16 protein-coding genes are annotated in these 16,621 nt (G+C 70.9%); 9 read left to right on the top strand and 7 right to left on the bottom strand.

The window, feature by feature from the left end:
* Window position 1 precedes the first annotated feature (1 nt).
* The 9 genes from KSED_RS09040 to KSED_RS09080 all read left to right on the top strand — a co-directional run bounded on the left by KSED_RS09040 (window position 2) and on the right by KSED_RS09080 (window position 11,163).
* Window positions 2-799, top strand: a complete 798-nt coding sequence (locus tag KSED_RS09040) for an ABC transporter permease (protein ID WP_015779786.1) — start codon at window positions 2-4, stop codon at window positions 797-799.
* A gap of 239 nt (window positions 800-1,038) precedes the next feature.
* The gene (locus KSED_RS09045) at window positions 1,039-4,950 is read left to right on the top strand and encodes a multifunctional oxoglutarate decarboxylase/oxoglutarate dehydrogenase thiamine pyrophosphate-binding subunit/dihydrolipoyllysine-residue succinyltransferase subunit (RefSeq protein WP_015779787.1); all 3,912 of its coding nucleotides are present in this window, start codon (window positions 1,039-1,041) and stop codon (window positions 4,948-4,950) included.
* Window positions 4,951-4,954: 4 nt separating this feature from the next.
* Window positions 4,955-6,115: a GNAT family N-acetyltransferase gene (locus tag KSED_RS09050; RefSeq protein ID WP_015779788.1), complete on the top strand. Its 1,161-nt coding sequence runs from the start codon at window positions 4,955-4,957 to the stop codon at window positions 6,113-6,115.
* Between the two features lie 99 nt (window positions 6,116-6,214).
* Window positions 6,215-6,889, top strand: coding sequence for a GDSL-type esterase/lipase family protein (locus KSED_RS09055; protein WP_015779789.1), 675 nt, complete (start codon window positions 6,215-6,217; stop codon window positions 6,887-6,889).
* A gap of 48 nt (window positions 6,890-6,937) precedes the next feature.
* Window positions 6,938-7,285, top strand: a complete 348-nt coding sequence (locus KSED_RS09060; protein WP_015779790.1) for a S26 family signal peptidase — start codon at window positions 6,938-6,940, stop codon at window positions 7,283-7,285.
* 158 nt (window positions 7,286-7,443) lie between these two features.
* Complete coding sequence (locus KSED_RS09065) at window positions 7,444-7,827, top strand: phosphomannose isomerase type II C-terminal cupin domain (protein WP_015779791.1); 384 nt, start codon at window positions 7,444-7,446, stop codon at window positions 7,825-7,827.
* 107 nt (window positions 7,828-7,934) lie between these two features.
* Window positions 7,935-9,815, top strand: coding sequence for a polysaccharide biosynthesis protein (locus KSED_RS09070; protein WP_015779792.1), 1,881 nt, complete (start codon window positions 7,935-7,937; stop codon window positions 9,813-9,815).
* Between the two features lie 86 nt (window positions 9,816-9,901).
* Window positions 9,902-10,321, top strand: a complete 420-nt coding sequence (sodN, locus tag KSED_RS09075; RefSeq protein WP_015779793.1) for a superoxide dismutase, Ni — start codon at window positions 9,902-9,904, stop codon at window positions 10,319-10,321.
* 89 nt (window positions 10,322-10,410) lie between these two features.
* Window positions 10,411-11,163: a 3'(2'),5'-bisphosphate nucleotidase CysQ gene (locus KSED_RS09080; RefSeq protein WP_015779794.1), complete on the top strand. Its 753-nt coding sequence runs from the start codon at window positions 10,411-10,413 to the stop codon at window positions 11,161-11,163.
* An 8-nt stretch (window positions 11,164-11,171) separates the two neighbouring features.
* On the opposite strand, the gene KSED_RS13750 is transcribed toward KSED_RS09080, so the two are convergent.
* From KSED_RS13750 to KSED_RS09115, 7 genes are all read right to left on the bottom strand, one after another.
* Window positions 11,172-12,308, bottom strand: a complete 1,137-nt coding sequence (locus tag KSED_RS13750) for an HD-GYP domain-containing protein (RefSeq protein WP_015779795.1) — start codon at window positions 12,306-12,308, stop codon at window positions 11,172-11,174.
* Complete coding sequence (locus tag KSED_RS09090; protein WP_015779796.1) at window positions 12,305-13,573, bottom strand: HD-GYP domain-containing protein; 1,269 nt, start codon at window positions 13,571-13,573, stop codon at window positions 12,305-12,307. Before KSED_RS09090 ends, KSED_RS13750 begins: the two co-directional genes overlap by 4 nt.
* A 12-nt stretch (window positions 13,574-13,585) precedes the next feature.
* Window positions 13,586-13,816 (bottom strand): hypothetical protein, encoded by a 231-nt coding sequence (locus KSED_RS09095; RefSeq protein ID WP_015779797.1) that lies wholly within the window; start codon window positions 13,814-13,816, stop codon window positions 13,586-13,588.
* 150 nt (window positions 13,817-13,966) lie between these two features.
* Complete coding sequence (gene rsrA, locus KSED_RS09100) at window positions 13,967-14,212, bottom strand: mycothiol system anti-sigma-R factor (protein WP_041291508.1); 246 nt, start codon at window positions 14,210-14,212, stop codon at window positions 13,967-13,969.
* A gap of 5 nt (window positions 14,213-14,217) precedes the next feature.
* Complete coding sequence (locus tag KSED_RS09105; RefSeq protein ID WP_198479829.1) at window positions 14,218-14,883, bottom strand: sigma-70 family RNA polymerase sigma factor; 666 nt, start codon at window positions 14,881-14,883, stop codon at window positions 14,218-14,220.
* A gap of 86 nt (window positions 14,884-14,969) precedes the next feature.
* A complete protein-coding gene (locus tag KSED_RS09110) occupies window positions 14,970-15,566 on the bottom strand; it encodes a dTDP-4-dehydrorhamnose 3,5-epimerase family protein (RefSeq protein WP_081439814.1) in 597 nt (198 codons plus the stop codon).
* Window positions 15,567-15,568: 2 nt separating this feature from the next.
* The gene (locus tag KSED_RS09115; RefSeq protein WP_169307788.1) at window positions 15,569-16,321 is read right to left on the bottom strand and encodes an MraY family glycosyltransferase; all 753 of its coding nucleotides are present in this window, start codon (window positions 16,319-16,321) and stop codon (window positions 15,569-15,571) included.
* Between the last annotated feature and the right edge of the window lie 300 nt (window positions 16,322-16,621).

Genomic DNA, 16,621 nt, shown 5'->3' on the forward strand with positions numbered 1-16,621 from the left:
CATGGGCGGCGCACTGAGGTCCGAGCTCCGCAAGCTCTTCACCACCAAGTTCGTCTGGGGCATGGCGCTGGTCGTCCTGCTCCTCTCGGCCGGCCTGTCGGCCTTCCTGGGATGGGCCGTCACCTTCGACGTTCCCGAGGGAACGCAGGGCGGCCCCCCCGACTTCAGCGACCTCGAGCTCGCCCAGCAGGTCTACCGAGCGCCCACGATGTGGGTGTACCTCCTGGCGCTCACCGCCGCGGCGCTCTTCGTGGGCTCCGAGGAGCGGTACAAGACCGTCACCTCCACCGCCCTGGCCGTGCCGCAGCGCTGGCAGACCATCGTCGCCAAGGCGTTCGTCGTGGCGCTCATGGGCCTGATCCTGGGCGTGACCCAGCTGGTGGGTGCGGTGGGCGCCGGCAGCCTGGTGCTGGCGGTCAACGACGCGGCAGCCTTCCCGGAGCCGGCCGAACTCGCGAAGACGTTCGGCGCCGTGCTCCTGGCCATCGTCCTGTGGAGCTTGATCGGCCTCGGTCTGGGCTCGGTCGTGTCCAGCCCCATCGTCACCGTCCTGATCGGCGTGGTGGGTGCACTGGTGGCCGACGTCGGCCTGCAGATCATCGCGGGCTTCGTCGACTGGATCGCCGACGTGGCGCCCTACCTCCCCGGGCCGGCCACCGGTGCCCTGATGGGGACGGACGACGAGTTCCTGTTCTGGGACGCTCTCTCGCAGTGGCAGGGCGGGCTGGTGCTCCTGGCCTACGCCCTGGTGCTGACCCTCGTGGGCATCTTCATCTACCGGCGCAAGGACGTGGGCTGACGCACCACCCGAGGGTGCTCGATGCGGTGACCCACCCCATCGAGCACCTCACCCCACCACACCGCCGCGGGGCGGGCGGACGACCACCACGGTCGCCGCCCGCCCCGCGGCGTCCCCACCTCCCTCCCCCGCGCCACGCGGGCATTAGGCTGGACCCCAGCAGTGATGTGGGGTGCCACCCGGAGGCAGCCCCGCACAGGACGATCACACTCGAGTTCAGGGAAGAAGGCGCATCCACCGTGGCCGAGAACCACTCCTCCGACGCCCAGGCCACCTTCGGGGCCAATGACTGGCTCGTGGAGGACAAGTACGAACAGTTCCAGCAGGACCCGAGCTCGGTGGGTCCGGAGTGGCAGGAGCTGTTCGCCACGTGGTCGCCCGAGGGTGGTCAGGCGCCGTCCGATGCGGGGGCCGCACCCTCCGCCGGCAAGGCCCCGCGGGACTCGAAGCCGGCCGAGGAGGCCAAGCAGAAGGCCCCGGCCAAGGACGCCGAGAAGCAGAAGGACGCCGGCAAGCAGGCAGATACCGGGAAGCAGAAGGACACCGCCGCCGGCCGCACCGAGGACAAGGCCGAGCAGCACCAGTCCCCCACCTCGCAGGACGGGAAGGACGCCCAGAAGTCCAGCGCGTCCAAGAGCTCGGGCAGCACCGAGAAGGTCTCCCCCTCCCAGAAGCGCTCCGTGGTGAACACCGAGGCCGAGACCCTGGGCGAGGAGCTCAACCCGCCGCGCCGCCGCCCGCTGAGCCGCGACATGCCCAGCCCCCGCGACGTGCAGGGTGAGGCCGAGCCGAGCACCGAGAAGATCAAGGGCACCGCCGGCGCCATCGTCAAGGCCATGGACGCCTCCCTGACCGTCCCCACCGCCACCTCCGTGCGTGCGGTGCCGGCCAAGGCCCTCATCGACAACCGCATCGTCATCAACGGCCACCTCGCCCGCAACCGCGGCGGGAAGATCAGCTTCACCCACCTCATCGGGTACGCGCTGGTGAAGGCCGTCCGCGCCATGCCGGACATGAACTTCGTCTACGGCACCGACGAGAAGGACAAGCCGCAGGTCACCAACCCCGGCACCCTCAACCTCGGCATCGCCATCGACATGAAGAAGCCGGACGGCAGCCGCACGCTGCTGGTGCCGAGCATCAAGCACGCCGACCAGATGGACTTCACCCAGTTCTGGTACGCCTACGACGCCCTGGTGGCCAAGGCCCGTGACAACAAGCTCGACATCGCCGACCTCTCCGGCACCACGATGTCGCTGACCAACCCCGGCGGCATCGGCACCACCCACTCGGTGCCCCGCCTCATGAGCGGCCAGGCGGCCATCATCGGCGTCGGCGCGCTGGAGTACCCGGCGGAGTTCCAGGGCATGTCCCCCGAACGCATCGCCGAGGACGCGGTCAGCAAGATCCTGACGCTGACCTCCACCTACGACCACCGCGTCATCCAGGGTGCCGCCTCCGGTGAGTTCCTCAAGCTGGTGCACGGCTACCTCAACGGCGAGGACGGTTTCTACGACGAGATCTTCCAGAGCCTGCGCATCCCCTACGAGCCGGTCCGCTGGACCCCGGACATCGCCGCGGTCCACGAGAACGACCTCTCCAAGGACGCCCGCGTGCAGGCCCTCATCCAGGCCTACCGCGAGCGCGGCCACCTCATGGCCGACACCGACCCGCTGGAGTACCAGCTGCGTCGCCACCCGGACCTGGACATCAACACCCACGGCCTCACGCTGTGGGACCTGGACCGCGAGTTCCCCACCAACGGCTTCGGGGGCGCCGACCGCCTGCCGCTGCGCGACATCCTGGGCATCCTGCGTGACTCCTACTGCCGCACCATCGGCGTGGAGTACATGTACATCTCCGACCCGGTGCAGCGCCGCTGGATGCAGGAGCAGCTCGAGCAGCCCTTCGAGAAGCCGGGCCGCGAGGAGCAGCTCAACCTGCTGGGCCGCCTGAACGCCGCCGAGGCCTTCGAGACCTTCCTGCAGACCAAGTTCGTCGGCCAGAAGCGCTTCAGCCTGGAGGGCGGCGAGTCCGTCATCGCGATGCTGGACACCATCCTGCGCGGGGCGGCCGCCGACGGTCTCGACGAGGTGTGCATCGGCATGCCGCACCGCGGTCGCCTCAACGTGCTGGCCAACATCGCCGGCAAGTCCTACGCGCAGATCTTCCGCGAGTTCGAGGGCGAGTCGGGCGCGACCAGCGGCTCCGGTGACGTGAAGTACCACCTGGGCACCTCCGGCACCTTCACCGACGACGAGGGCAACGAGGTGGGCGTCTACCTGGCCGCCAACCCGTCGCACCTGGAGGCCGTGAACCCGGTGCTCGAGGGCATCGCCCGCGCCAAGCAGGACCGCCTGGCCACGAACGGCGAGTACCCGGTGCTGCCGATCCTGATGCACGGCGACGCCGCGTTCGCCGGCCAGGGCGTGGTGGCCGAGACGCTGCAGATGAGCCGGCTGTCGGGCTACAAGACCGGCGGCACCATCCACATCGTCGTGAACAACCAGGTGGGCTTCACCACCTCCCCGCTGGAGGGCCGCACCTCGCGCTACTCCACGGACGTGGCCAAGATGATCGAGGCGCCGGTGTTCCACGTGAACGGCGACGACCCCGAGGCGTGCGCCCGCGTGGCCGAGGTGGCCTTCGCCTACCGCGAGGCCTTCCACAAGGACGTCGTGATTGACCTGGTCTGCTACCGCCGCCGCGGTCACAACGAGGGCGACGACCCCTCGATGACGCAGCCGCAGATGTACACGATGGTCAACAACAAGCGCTCGGTGCGAAAGATCTACCAGGACTCGCTGCTGGGCCGTGGTGACATCGACGAGGACGACGCGAAGGCGATGCTGAAGGACTACCAGCAGAAGCTGGAGTCGGTCTTCACCGAGACCAAGCAGGCCCTCAAGGAGGCCGCCGAGGAGGACAAGGGCCAGGGCGAGGCCGGCGCGGAGCCGGTGGCGCACGGCTGGGACAGCCCCACCGACACCTCCCTGTCGGCCGAGGACCTGGACAAGCTCGGATCGGTGTGGGCCGACGTGCCCGAGGGCTTCACCATCCACCCGAAGCTCACCAAGCTGCTCGAGCGCCGCAAGAAGATGGCCGCCGAGGGCGGGGTCGACTGGGGCATGGGCGAGCTGCTGGCCTTCGGGGCCACGCTGGCCGGTGGCCGCAGCGTCCGCATGAGCGGCCAGGACAGCCGCCGCGGCACCTTCACCCAGCGCCACGCCGTGCTGGTGGACAACGTGACCGCCGACGAGTGGACCCCGCTGCGCCACATCGCTGACGACCAGGGGCGCTTCGACATCTACGACTCGCTCCTCAGCGAGTACGCGGTGCTGGGCTTCGAGTACGGCTACGCGGTGGAGGACACCGAGGGCCTGGTGGTCTGGGAGGCGCAGTTCGGCGACTTCGTCGACGGCGCGCAGACCATCATCGACGAGTTCATCGCCTCCTCGGAGCAGAAGTGGAACCAGCGCTCCCGCGTGGTGCTGCTGCTGCCGCACGGCTACGAGGGCCAGGGCCCGGACCACTCCTCGGCCCGCATCGAGCGCTTCCTGACGCTCTTCGCGGAGCAGAACATGACCGTGGCCTACCCCTCGACGCCGGCCAACCACTTCCACCTGTTGCGCAAGCAGGCCGAGAGCGAGCCGGGCCGTCCGCTGGTGGTGTTCACCCCGAAGCAGCTGCTGCGCCTGAAGGCGGCGGTCAGCCCCATCGAGGAGTTCACCGACGGCCAGTTCCAGCCCGTCATCGCCGACCCCACCTCGCCCGAGGCGAACACGGTCAAGCGGGTGCTGGTCTGCTCCAGCCGCGTCTACTACGACCTCGCCGCCGAGCGTGAGAAGCGTGGTGCCGATGACGTGGCGATCATCCGTGTGGAGCAGCTCGCCCCCATCCCTGGCAAGGAGCTGGTCGAGGCGCTGGGGGCGTACCCGGACGCCGAGCTGGTGTGGGTGCAGGACGAGCCCCGCAACCAGGGTGCGTGGCCGTTCATGGCGATGAACCTGCCCGAGGTGTTCGCCGAGCACGGCGAGGAGCGCTCGCTGCGCGTGGTGAGCCGCCCGGCGGCGGCCTCCCCCGCCACCGGCGTGAACTCCACGCACAAGGACGAGCAGGGCGACCTCATCCGTCGCGCGTTCGAGGCCTGAGGTGATGGAGGACTTCCGCAAGGCATACCACCGTGAGCTCGCGCTGGCGCTGGACATCACCGATGGGGTGACGGCCGGCGAGGACCAACTCCCCGCCGGCTGGCACCTGCGCAAGCCGGTGGCGGCCGAGACCCCGGCCATGACCCGGCTGCTCGCCGCCCACCAGGAGCGGGTGCTCGGCAAGGCGTCCGCCGCCTGGGCCGACGTCGACGACCGCGTGCTGGGGCGGGGGGCGGAGTTCCGCTTCCATCGCATCGCGCAGGACGCCGACGGGCAGGCGCGCGGCTGGGTGAACGTGAACGACCGCGCCGTGCACCGCGTGATGATCGACGTGTACCTCGACCCGGCACTGGTGGCCGGCGAGGTGGACGGCGCCGATGCGGCAGCGGTCTGGGACGCGCTGTTCGCCTGGGGCCGTGCCGCGGCGATCCGCATGGCCTGGCGCCGTGGCGTCTCCGAGACGGTGCTGGACTCCAGCCCGTACGAGGCGGACGAGTTCACCCGCGAGCGCCTGGCCGCGGCCGGCTTCCACAAAGAGCGCACCTGGTGGCAGATGCGCCGCCCGGTGACCCCCGAGGAGGCCGACCCGGAGACCCTGGGCCCACCCAAGGAGGGCCTGGTGATCCGCAGGGTGGACCAGAACACCTCCGGCCGGCTGCCCAACGAGGACGACCTGCGCGCCGTGCACGCGGCGTTGGAGGACTCCTTCCGCGACCACTTCAACAGCCAGCCCGAGCCCTTCCTGGAGTTCGTCAGCCGGCTGCGCGAGGAGCGCTCCCACCGCTGGGACCACTGGTGGCTGGCCGAGCTGGCCGAGGACGGCACCGCCGCGGGTGCCGTGATCGCTGCCGCGGTGCTGGACGACGGTGACCTGGACGAGCAGCTGCGCCGCGCCGAGGAGGGCCTGCAGCAGGCCGTCCCGGAGGCCGTGGGCAGCTACATCGAGTACATCGGCGTGACCCGGGCCGCCCGCGGCCGCGGTGCGGCCAAGGGTCTGCTGCACGCGGTGATCCGCGACGCGGCGGAGCGGGGCCGTGCGTTCGTGGACCTGGAGGTGGACGCCGACTCCCCCACCAACGCCCACGAGATCTACTCGGCGATGGGGTGGCGCACCAAGTACGCCACCGAGACCTGGCACGCCCCGCTGCAGGTGCCGCAGGACTGAGGCACGTCGACAGCACCCGCACTGCCGGGTGATGATGTGCCCCGGACCGCGGTGCCCGCACCGAGAAACCCCGAGACCCACGAGACCCAAGGAGCTGGCGTGAGCGACTCCCGCCCCATCTACCCCAGTGACAGCACCCGCACCACCTTCGACTCCAAGCAGCAGTTCTCGGTGAGCGAGGGGCAGCGGCGCATCGGGCTGTGCTTCGTGGGCGACGGCTCGGTCTCCGGGTACGGCGACGACCGTGCGCTGGGCTGGGTGGGCCGCGTGATGGCCCGCACCCCGCTGGAGCACGTGGACGTGGCCGCCTACAACCTGGGCGTGGTGGGGGCGAACTCCGCGCACCTGCTGGGCCGCTGGCGCACCGAGTGCGACCCGCGCTGGGGTGGCCGCAACGAGCGGCGCCTGGTGATCGGCGTTGGCGGGGGCGACCCGGAGGCGGCGCTGACCACGGCCCGCTCGCGCCTCAACGTGGCGAACATGCTGGACGATGCGGCCACGCACGGCATCGCGACCTTCGTGGTGAGCCCCACCCCGCGGGCGGACGAGATCGCGAACGAGAAGCTGAACGCCATCGTGGAGGCGCAGGCCGACGTGTGCGCCCGCCGCGGGGTGCCCTTCGTGGACTGCTTCACGCCCCTGCTGGGCCACGAGCAGTGGGAGTCCGACCTGCTGAACGGCGACGGCCGCAACCCGGGCCGCACCGGGTACGGGCTGGTGGCCTGGCTGGTGCTCAACGGCGGGTGGGCCCGCTGGATGCGCCTCGGCGAGTGATCCCCGCCCGCCGATGAGGGGTGGCGCGCCCGTGGGGTCGGCCCGCCGGTGAGGCTGGGCCTGGCCCGCGTCGCGGGGCGCTCCATGGAGCCAACCCTGCGCCCCGGCGACCTCGTGGTGGTGCTGCACGGCGCCCCGGTCCGTCCGGGGCGCCTCGTCGTGTGCCGCCTCCCCGACGGGCCGATGGGGGCGCGTCCGCTGGGCATCAAGCGCGCCGTGTGCCGCCGCATCGATGGGGGGACGGTGGCCTGGTGGGTGCGCAGCGACAACCAGGACCAGGGGACGGACTCGCGCACCTTCGGGGCGGTGCCGGCGGCGGACGTGCTGGCGGTGGGCCTAGCGCGGGTGCCGCGCTGGGTGACGCGCCTGGCGAGCAGGGGCTCGGGCGCTGGGTGACGCGCCCCCATCCCCCTGGCGGGTGACGCGCCTCATGCCGTCGTCGGAGGCCTCCGGAGGGCTCACCGGGCTAGGGTGAGCCACCACCCCAGAGGGGTCCGGGGCCGGGGACGGCCGTCGTCTACCGCCGACGCCCCGCTGACGAGCAGGAGCAGACAGTGCAGCAGGACACCACGCAGGCCCGACGCGACCCGCGCGCCGAGGTGATCGAGGACACCCGACCGTGGGGCCGCTTCGAGCAGTTCACCCACAATGAGGTCTCCACGGTGAAGCTCATCACCGTCGCCCCGGGCCAGCGCCTCTCCCTGCAGGTGCACGAGCACCGCGACGAGCTGTGGGTGGTCACCCGTGGCCCGGTGACGGCGCAGGTGGGCGACGAGATCTCCACCGTCGGGGTGGGCGGGCGCGTCTGGATCCCCCGCGGTGTGAACCACCGCCTGGGCAACGAGGGCACCGAGGAGGGCCAGGTGCTCGAAGTGGCCTTCGGCACCTTCGACGAGGACGACATCGAGCGCCTCGAGGACGACTACTCCCGCGGCTGAGGCCTTTTCGCCCCCGTGTTCTCTTTCCGGACCACTCTCCGCTAGGTTCAGGGAGCCTCCACCCACGGGTGGACGGTCATCACACACCACCGAGGGAGAGGGACGGCGTGCCGACTGACGTCCGCCGAGAGCTGGCGATTCGTGACCGGAGGGTCCGCTACCTGTGGGCCGCCATCGATGCGGTGGTGTGGTTCACCGCCGTGTGGGTGGCCACCAGCCTCCGGTTCGACTTCAACGTCGAGAACACCATGGGCTGGGGCACGCTCGCCGTCGCCGTCGTGGCCGGCCTGCTGCACGTGGCCGTCGGTTTCGTCGTCGGGCCGTACGCCGTCGGCCACCAGCGGGGCTCGTTCGAGGAGGCCACCGACCTCGGCCGCGCAGTGCTGATCACCATGGTGCCCGTCTTCATCTGGGCGCTGCTCTCGAGCCCCGTCGTGGTGCCCCGCAGCGTGCCGCTGATCGCCGGGCCGCTGGCGTTGGCCGGCATGCTCGCCGTGCGCTTCGTGGTGCGCTCCCGCACCACGAAACAGGCCGCTCACGCCGACCGCGAGCACCGCGCCCTGATCTTCGGGGCCGGCTCCGCAGGCCGCCAGCTGGTGCGCTCCATCATCCAGGACCCGGGCGCGGCCTACGAGCCGGTCGGGTTCGTCGACGACTCCCCCACCAAGGCGCGCCTCCGCATCGACGGCGTGAAGGTGCTGGGCACCCGGCGTGACCTGAAGGACCTGGCGGAGACGCACGACGCGAGCCACCTCATCATCGCGCTGCCAAACGCAGATGCCGGCCTGTTGCGCGAGCTCAGCGACCTGGGGGCCGCCGCGGGCCTGCGCACGATGGTGCTGCCCCCCATCGCCAGCATCGCCGACGGGCGCCCGCAGGTGTCCGACCTGCGCGACATCAACCTGGCCGACCTGCTGGGCCGCCGCCCGATCGAGCTCGACCAGGGCGCCATCGCCAACGAGCTCTCGGGCAAGGTGGTGCTGGTGACCGGTGCCGGTGGGTCGATCGGCTCGGAGCTGGCCCGCCAGATCTCCAAGTTCGGCCCGGCCAAGCTGCTGCTGCTGGAACGCGACGAGAGATCGCTGCAGTCCACGTCCATGAGCCTGACGGGCCACGGCCTGCTGGACTCCGACGACCTGGTGCTGGCCGACATCCGCGACCTGCAGGGCCTCCACGAGGTCTTCCAGACGCACCGCCCCGACGTGGTCTTCCACGCCGCGGCGCTCAAGCACCTGCCGCTGTTGGAGGCCTACCCGCACGAGGCGTGGCTGACCAACGTGCGGGGCACCCACAACGTGCTCACCGCCGCCGCCGCGAGCGGCGTCACCACCTTCGTCAATGTCTCCACCGACAAGGCGGCCAACCCCACCAGCGTGCTGGGCTACTCCAAGCGGCTGGCGGAGCGCATCACCAGCGACTTCGGCCGCAAGGAGCCGGGCCGCTACGTCTCGGTGCGCTTCGGCAACGTGCTGGGCTCCCGCGGCTCGGTGATCCCGGCTTTCACCTCCCAGATCCGCTCCGGCGGCCCGGTGACGGTGACGCACCCGGACGTGGAGCGCTACTTCATGCTCATCCCCGAGGCCTGCCAGCTGGTCATGCAGGCCGCCGCCATCGGCCACGACGGCGAGGTGATGGTGCTGGACATGGGCACCCCGGTGAAGATCGTGGACGTGGCCAAGCGCCTCATCGGCATGTCCGGCAAGCGCGACATCGAGATCGTCTACACCGGCTTGCGCCCGGGCGAGAAGATGAGCGAGGAGCTGTTCAAGCCCGGCGACGAGGCCCGCGTGACCGGCCACGAGCTGGTCTCCGCGGTGGACGTGCCGCTGCTGGACCGCGACGTGGTGCGTGACCTGACCTTCCCCGACCACGCCAGCGCACGGGCCTACATGGACCGCGAGGCCACCTTCGACCTGACGCAGCGACGCAGCGACGATACGCAGAGCAACGTCACCATCACCCAGGACCACCCCACCGACCGCGACTGAGGGCGCCCCACGCCCCCACCCCTCGCACTGGGAACGCGGAGGTACTAGCGTGGGGCAGGACGTACGAACCAGTGAAAGGTTGTGTCATGTTCTCCGGAATCTCCCGCATGCTCGCCCCCACCCTCGAGGTGAGCGCCCACTGCGACCTCCCCTGTGGTGTGTACGACCCCGCCCAGGCCCGCATCGAGGCCGAGTCCATCAAGGGCATCATCGAGAAGGTGGAGGGTGAGAAGGCCGGCGACGCCGACTTCCGCACCCGCGCCATCATCATCAAGGAGCAGCGCGCCGAGCTCGTGAAGCACCACCTGTGGGTGCTGTGGACCGACTACTTCAAGCCCCCGCACTTCGAGAAGTACCCGCAGCTGCACACCCTGGTGAACGAGGCCACCAAGTTGGCCGGTGCCTCGGGCACCAAGGGCGCACTGGACCTGGACAAGGCCAACGAGCTGCTGGCCAAGATCGACGAGATCGCCGAGATCTTCTGGGAGACCAAGAAGGCGGCCTGAGCCTCGCTCACCCTCCCGCAGATGGGCCGGTCGGAACTCCCGACGGGCCCATCTGCATCCCAGGGGGGGTTCAGGGTAGGTTTCCGTTCATGACTGACGACCTCCAGACAGCCGTTGACCTCGCCACGGGTGCTGGCCAACAACTCCTCGCGGTACGGGCACAGTGGCGGGGGGCCGACCCGAAGGCCCTGAAGGATCTTGGGGACCGGACGGCGCAGGCGTGGCTGGCCGCGGAGTTAGCCCGGCGATGCCCCGAGGATGCCGTACTGAGCGAGGAGGCGGAGGATGTCCTGGACCGGTCGGCCGCCCGCCGGGTGTGGATCATCGATCCGCTGGACGGCACGCGCGAGTTCAGTGAGCCGCCTCGGGACGACTGGGCCGTTCACGTGGCGTTGTGGGAGGACGGTGAACTGACCACGGGGGCGGTGGCACGACCCGGGGCGGGCATCACCTACCACAGCGCGGAGGGGCAACCGCTGGCGGAGCGGAGCGAGGGCCCCATTCGACTCGCCGTCTCGCGATCACGACCGCCGGCCTTCGTCGACGATCTAAAGAATCGGCTGGATGGCGAGCTGGTCCCGATGGGGTCTGCAGGCGTCAAGGTGATGTCGGTCGTCTCGGGTGAGTGCGACGCATACGTGCACGCTGGCGGCCAGTACGAGTGGGACTCCGCCGCACCCGTGGCCGTGGCCCGCGCCCACGGACTCGTCACTCACCGGGTCGACGGGAGCCCACTGGTCTACAACCGCGAGAACCCGTGGTTGCCGGATCTGGTGGTGGCTCGGCCCGAGGTCCACGATGAGGTCGTGGCGGCCCTCGCCGAGATCAACCTCCCGGACTGAACCCGGAATCAGTCCGAGCGCAGCCGGGTGACCACGTGCCGCGCCGCGGCCACCACCTCGGGGTCGAACTCGTACCCCTGCTGCATGGAGATGCGTGAGAGCGCGGCCTCCAGGGCGGTCGCGGTGCGCTGCCCCTCGGCGTAGTCGTCCACGGCGTTGGCCACCTTGAGGATGCGGGCGCCGCGGGGCACGTCGGCCCGGTACATGACGTGGTCGATGAAGAGGTGCGCCTGGTGGTGCAGCGTGCCGATCACCGCGGGGTCGGCGGGCAGCTCAGCGGCGATCTCGGCCGAGCGGGCGGCGATGCGCTGCTGGTCACGCGGGGCGAGCAGGCTGGTGCTGCCGTCCTTGATGCGCGTGTTCAGCGAGACCAGGCCCACGTCGTGCATGAGGCCCGCCAGCCGCAGGTGGGCGAGCTCGGTGTCGGTGAGCCCGAGCCCCTCGCCGATGCCCACGGCCACCTCGGCGACGCGCTGGCCGTGGTCGGCGCGGGTGTGGCCGGCGACGTCGGGCAGGCGCGCCAGGGCGGTGACCGTCTCCTGAGCCACAGCAAGCGCGCGGGTGCGCCCCTGCAGGGCGGCGGCGATGTTCACCAGCGGGCTGAGCGCGATGGGGGCGAACCACCAGCCGATGACCGGCACGCCGGCCACCAGGGCGGCGGCGGTGGCGGCGATGCTCACCAGCGCGAAGCCCTCCGTGGCGCGCAGGGCCCGCAGGCCGCGCAGCTGGCCCCGCCCGCGCCCGGCCATCACCTCCAGGCACAGGCCGAGCCCGGCGACGAGCAGCACCACCACGGGCATCCACCCGGTGGGGATGGGCGCGGCCGCCACGGTGCCGGCCGCGACCCCGGTGAGGGCGGACACGCCGAACCACCCGGTGGCGTCCGGTAGCAGCGACGAGTCGGGGCTGGGCCGCAGCGAGAGGGCCAGGGCGGCGAGGCTGGTCACCAGCGCGGCCCCGATTGCCGTGAGGCACCCCCGCCACCCGCCGTCGCCGACGAGGGGCACGAGCCCCACCAGGCCGATCTGCGCGGCCCGGCCGACCAGCCACATGGCCACGTGCGTGTGGGGCCAGCGCCAACGCACCACCACGGCGAGCAGCAGCAGGAGCGCCAGGACGGTGGCGCCGCCCAGCGCGGCGCTCACGAGGCACCTCGCAGGTCAGCGGGCAGGTCGTGCCGCCACCACGCCGGGCGCTCCTGGACGGGCACCTCCGCGGCACGCAGCACCGGGCGTGCGCTGCGCAAGGCGGCGACCACCCGGGGCTCGTAGGCGCCGTCGAGGGCCAGCAGGTCGCAGATGCCGTCCACGTCGAGCCCGGGCCGCTCGGCCACCAGGGCGTCGACCGCATCGGCCACCTGCAGCACGCGCAGCTCGAGGGGGCGGGACTCGTCGGAGGCGCCCCGGTGGGGGCCGTGGGGCGCGTCCGACGGGTTGGTGGAGTCATGGCTCTGGCGGATGAGGTCGGCCGCCGCGTCCAGGAAGGGCAGCCCCTCGAGCATGCGGGCACCCTGGGCGGCGTGCCCCTGCTCCCGCTCCCCGACCTCCGGGGGCAGGGCGACGAAGCCGATGTCGTGCAGGCGGGCCGCCAGGTCCAGGCTCTCCAGCTGGTGGGGGCCGAGGCGCAGGTGGCGCCCGATCTCCTTGGCGTACTCGGCCACCCGGGCGCCGTGCAGCTCCACGTAGGGGTCGCTGGCCTGGGCTGCGCGGCTGAGGGTGCGCAGGGCGCGCGTCTGGCCCACCTCGGCGGTCTGGATGGTGTTGACCACGGCCATGTGCACCATCAGCGGCACGGCGGCCAGCAGCAGGCCCACGCCGTGGGGCTTGATGGCCCAGGCCAGGAGGGCCAGGACGACGGCGCCCATGATCTGGTTGGCCCACCCGGCGCGCAGGACCCCCGTGGCGTCACGGACCAGGGCGGGCAGGCGGTGACCCCGGATCAGGGCCAGGCCAGGCACGATGAGCAGCACGTTGGTCAACAGTTGCACCAGCGCACCGACGGCCACGGGGATCGCGACATGGTGGAGTGCGTGCTCGGCATGCCAGATCGGCCGTCCTCCTGCCGCGACGAAACCCCACCAGCCAGCGCAGCTCATGATGACGAAGCTGGCCATGTTGTAGGTCTGCACCATGGGCAAGTGCTTGCGCGGCATGACGAACGGCGCGAGACACCCCAACAACGCCCCCCACGGCCCCGCCACGGTCCAACTGAAGGCCTGGACAGCGCCCATGAGGGATTGCCCCAGGCCCAACCACCGGGTGACGGCTGAGTGGCGGTGGGCGACGAACGCGAGGACCGCTGTGAGCAATGCCCACGCCCACATCCAGAAGGTGAGCGGCGGAGACCACCACAACGTCATGGTGCCGACGGCCAGAGCCGTCGGCACCATGAACCACAGGAGGCGCGTCATGCGCTCATTGCATCAGTCAACGAGGCGGTCCACCAGCTCGATGGAGGTGTTGGCCACCGGGGCAACGAGCTCGATGGAGGTGTTCGCAACCGGGGCCACCAACTCGATGGAGGTGTTGGCCAGCGGCGCAACCAACTCGATCGACGTGTTCGCCAGCGGCGCGATCAATTCGATGGAGGTGTTCGCGAGGTGCGCACCGGCCATCGCGACGTCGTACAGGGCGGTGATCGTCTCAACGAACATGGGGGACTCCTCGGGTGGGTCGGGGCGTGTTGCCTCCACCCAGTGTCAACCGGCTCCCAGTGTTCTCCAAGCCGAGGGGGCACTTCTTGGGGGAATCTTTACCTTCCACCCAGCGCACCCTCAGGTTCACCGGCCTGCCTCAGGCAGCGCTCAGCCCTGTCGGCGCACCACGGTCACGCTGGTGTGGATCGAGGTGACGATCCGGCGGCGCAGTTCGGTGGGCGCCGGCTGGCAGGCGCAGGAGCGTCGGATGAGCTCCTTGAGCCGCGCGTCGCGCTGGTACTCCTCCATGCAGGGGCCGCACTCGTCGAGGTGCGCTTGGATCGCGGCACAGTCCGCCTCGGACACCTCACCGTCGAGGTAGGCGTACAGCTCCTCGACGAACTCGTGGCACATCCGCTTCACGAGGAGACCTCCTTACCCTGGGACTGCCGGCCGAAGCCGCGTTCGGCTCCGTACTCGGCCAACAGCTCCCGCAGCTGCTTTCTTCCCCGGTGCAGGCGAGACATCACGGTGCCGATCGGCGTGTCCATGATCTCCGCGATCTCCTTGTAGGCGAAGCCCTCCACGTCGGCCAGGTACACCGCTAGGCGGAACTCCTCACTCAGCTGGGCCAGGGCGTCGGTCACTTGGGAGTCGGCGATGTGGTCCAGCGCCTCGGTCTCCGCAGAACGCAGCCCCTTGGCGGTGTGCGACTCCGCTGCGGCCAGCTGGTAGTCCTCCACCTCGGCGGCGTCGGACTGCAGTGGCTGGCGCTGCTTCTTGCGGTAGGTGTTGATGTACGTGTTGGTGAGAATGCGGTACATCCACGCCTTGAGGTTGGTGCCCGGCTTGTACTGGTGGAACGCCGCGTACGCCTTGGCGTAGGTCTCCTGCACCAGGTCCTCGGCGTCGGTCGGGTTACGCGTGGTGCGCAGTGCCGCGCTGTACAACTGGTCCAGGTGGGGCAGCGCCTCGCGCTCGAAGCGCGCTGCGCGCTGCTCGGGCGTCTCGTTCTCGACGTCGACCGCCTGGTCCTGGAGCTCGATCGCCTCGTCCGACTCGGCATCGTGCATGGTAGGCGTCATCACCGGTTCTCCTCGCGGATGCTCATCGCGCCCATGCTAGGCGCCAGCCCCGCGACGTGCCCTGCTTGTTCGCCCTCGGCGCAGGCTCAGCCCGAAGTAGGGTGCCCGGACGGGAACCGGAAGCCGGACCCCAGCAGATCGGCCAACGGAGGAGCCGAGGCGTCACGAGCCGAGCGGATGAAGTCATCGTCCGGCAGGGGCCACCGGACACCCAGTGCAGGGTCCAGGGCATCGAAACCGTGCTCCGTCACCCCCGCGAAGTTGTCGTCAACGCCGATCAGGACCACGGATCCCTCGGTCAGGGAGAGGAATCCGTGCGCCACCCCGGCGGGGCAGAGGACCGCCGTCGGATCGCTCCCCTCCACGTGCACCTCGGCCACTCCACGGAAGGTCGGGCTGTCCTGGCGCAGATCGATCAGCACATCCCAGACGGCCCCCGCTGCGCACGTGATGAGCTTCGTGTGCCCCGGGTGCTCCGCAACGTGGAAGCCGCGCAGGGCCCCACGGCGGTTGGTGAGCACCGACACCTGGTCGAGGGTGAACCGCGTGGTCGCGTCGGCCTCCCTCAGCGCGGCGGGCACCAGCATGCGCCCACGTCCTCGCTCATCGCTGCCCCCGCCCAGCGGAAAGAGGTAGGCCCCGTCCACCGGGAGTGCTCGAGGGGCGAGCTCAGCCGTCACCATGCTCACGCCGCGTTCACGGGCAGGCCGTTCCCCGCCAGGACCGACGGTGAAGCCAGGTAGGAGCCCGCCAGCAGCGGGAGGGCCACGGTGGCCACCCGCGGGTCGCGGGCAGCGAGGCCAGCAGCCCCGGTGGCGAGGCCCACTGCAGTGGAAACCTTCCAGTGCGCCAGGCCGGCATCGGACACCAGTCGCTGGTAGGCGTGCTCGCGATGGGCCTCGAACAGGGGCTCACCACGCCGAGCCCGCCGCACCAGCGTGGTCCCCGTGTCGGCGAGGTAGAGGGTCAGTGGAGCGGCAGCGGGCAGCAGACGCCGGACGCGCTCGCCGTCCTCGGCGCGCAGGAAGGCCTGCAACGCCGTGACCGCCATGGAGGCCCCGAACAGGTAGCTTCCGACATCACCCAGGAACATCCGCGCACGGGGCATGTTGAACGGCAGGAAGCCAGCGGCCATGCCCGCGGTGAGGCACCCCTGCGTGGCCTCGACGCCACCGAGGCCGGCAGCCGAGAGTCCCCAAGCGACGGCCGTGCAGCCAGTGATGCCATTGATGCCGTCCATGAAGTTCACGGCGTTGACCACAGCCGGGACTCCCACCGCCCCCAGGGCTCCACCTGCAGTGCCGCCCTCCCAGGCGCCGAGCAGGGCACCCGTGGCCAGCTGGGCCCCGAGTCGTGTGCTGGCGGGCAGGTCGTGCTGGTCGTCCAGGTGGCCGACTGCTGCGAGTGCGGCCGTGGCCAGGGCCCACGACGCGGACACAGGCACCCCCAGCCGCCGGGCCACCACCACGCCCACTGCGCCACCCACGAGGCAGGCTCGGCCTCCACCCCGAGGCGTGGGGCGCTCGTGCGAGGACCGGGCGTTGGGGACGTCCATCCGGTTCGCCCTGCGGAGCGTGCGCTCCACGACGGGTGCAGCAGCAGCAGTTCCGAGGGCGGTGGCCAGCAGAGCGAGACCTCGAGTTCGGCGCATGACTCTCCACGGGTGCATAGACGGTCGGGCGGGTGCCGCCCACCCCGGAATGTACAGGCGCAGCCGTGGCCGCGAACACGTGCCGGG

Source organism: Kytococcus sedentarius DSM 20547, assembly GCF_000023925.1.
Classification (GTDB): Bacteria; Actinomycetota; Actinomycetes; order Actinomycetales; family Dermatophilaceae; genus Kytococcus; species Kytococcus sedentarius.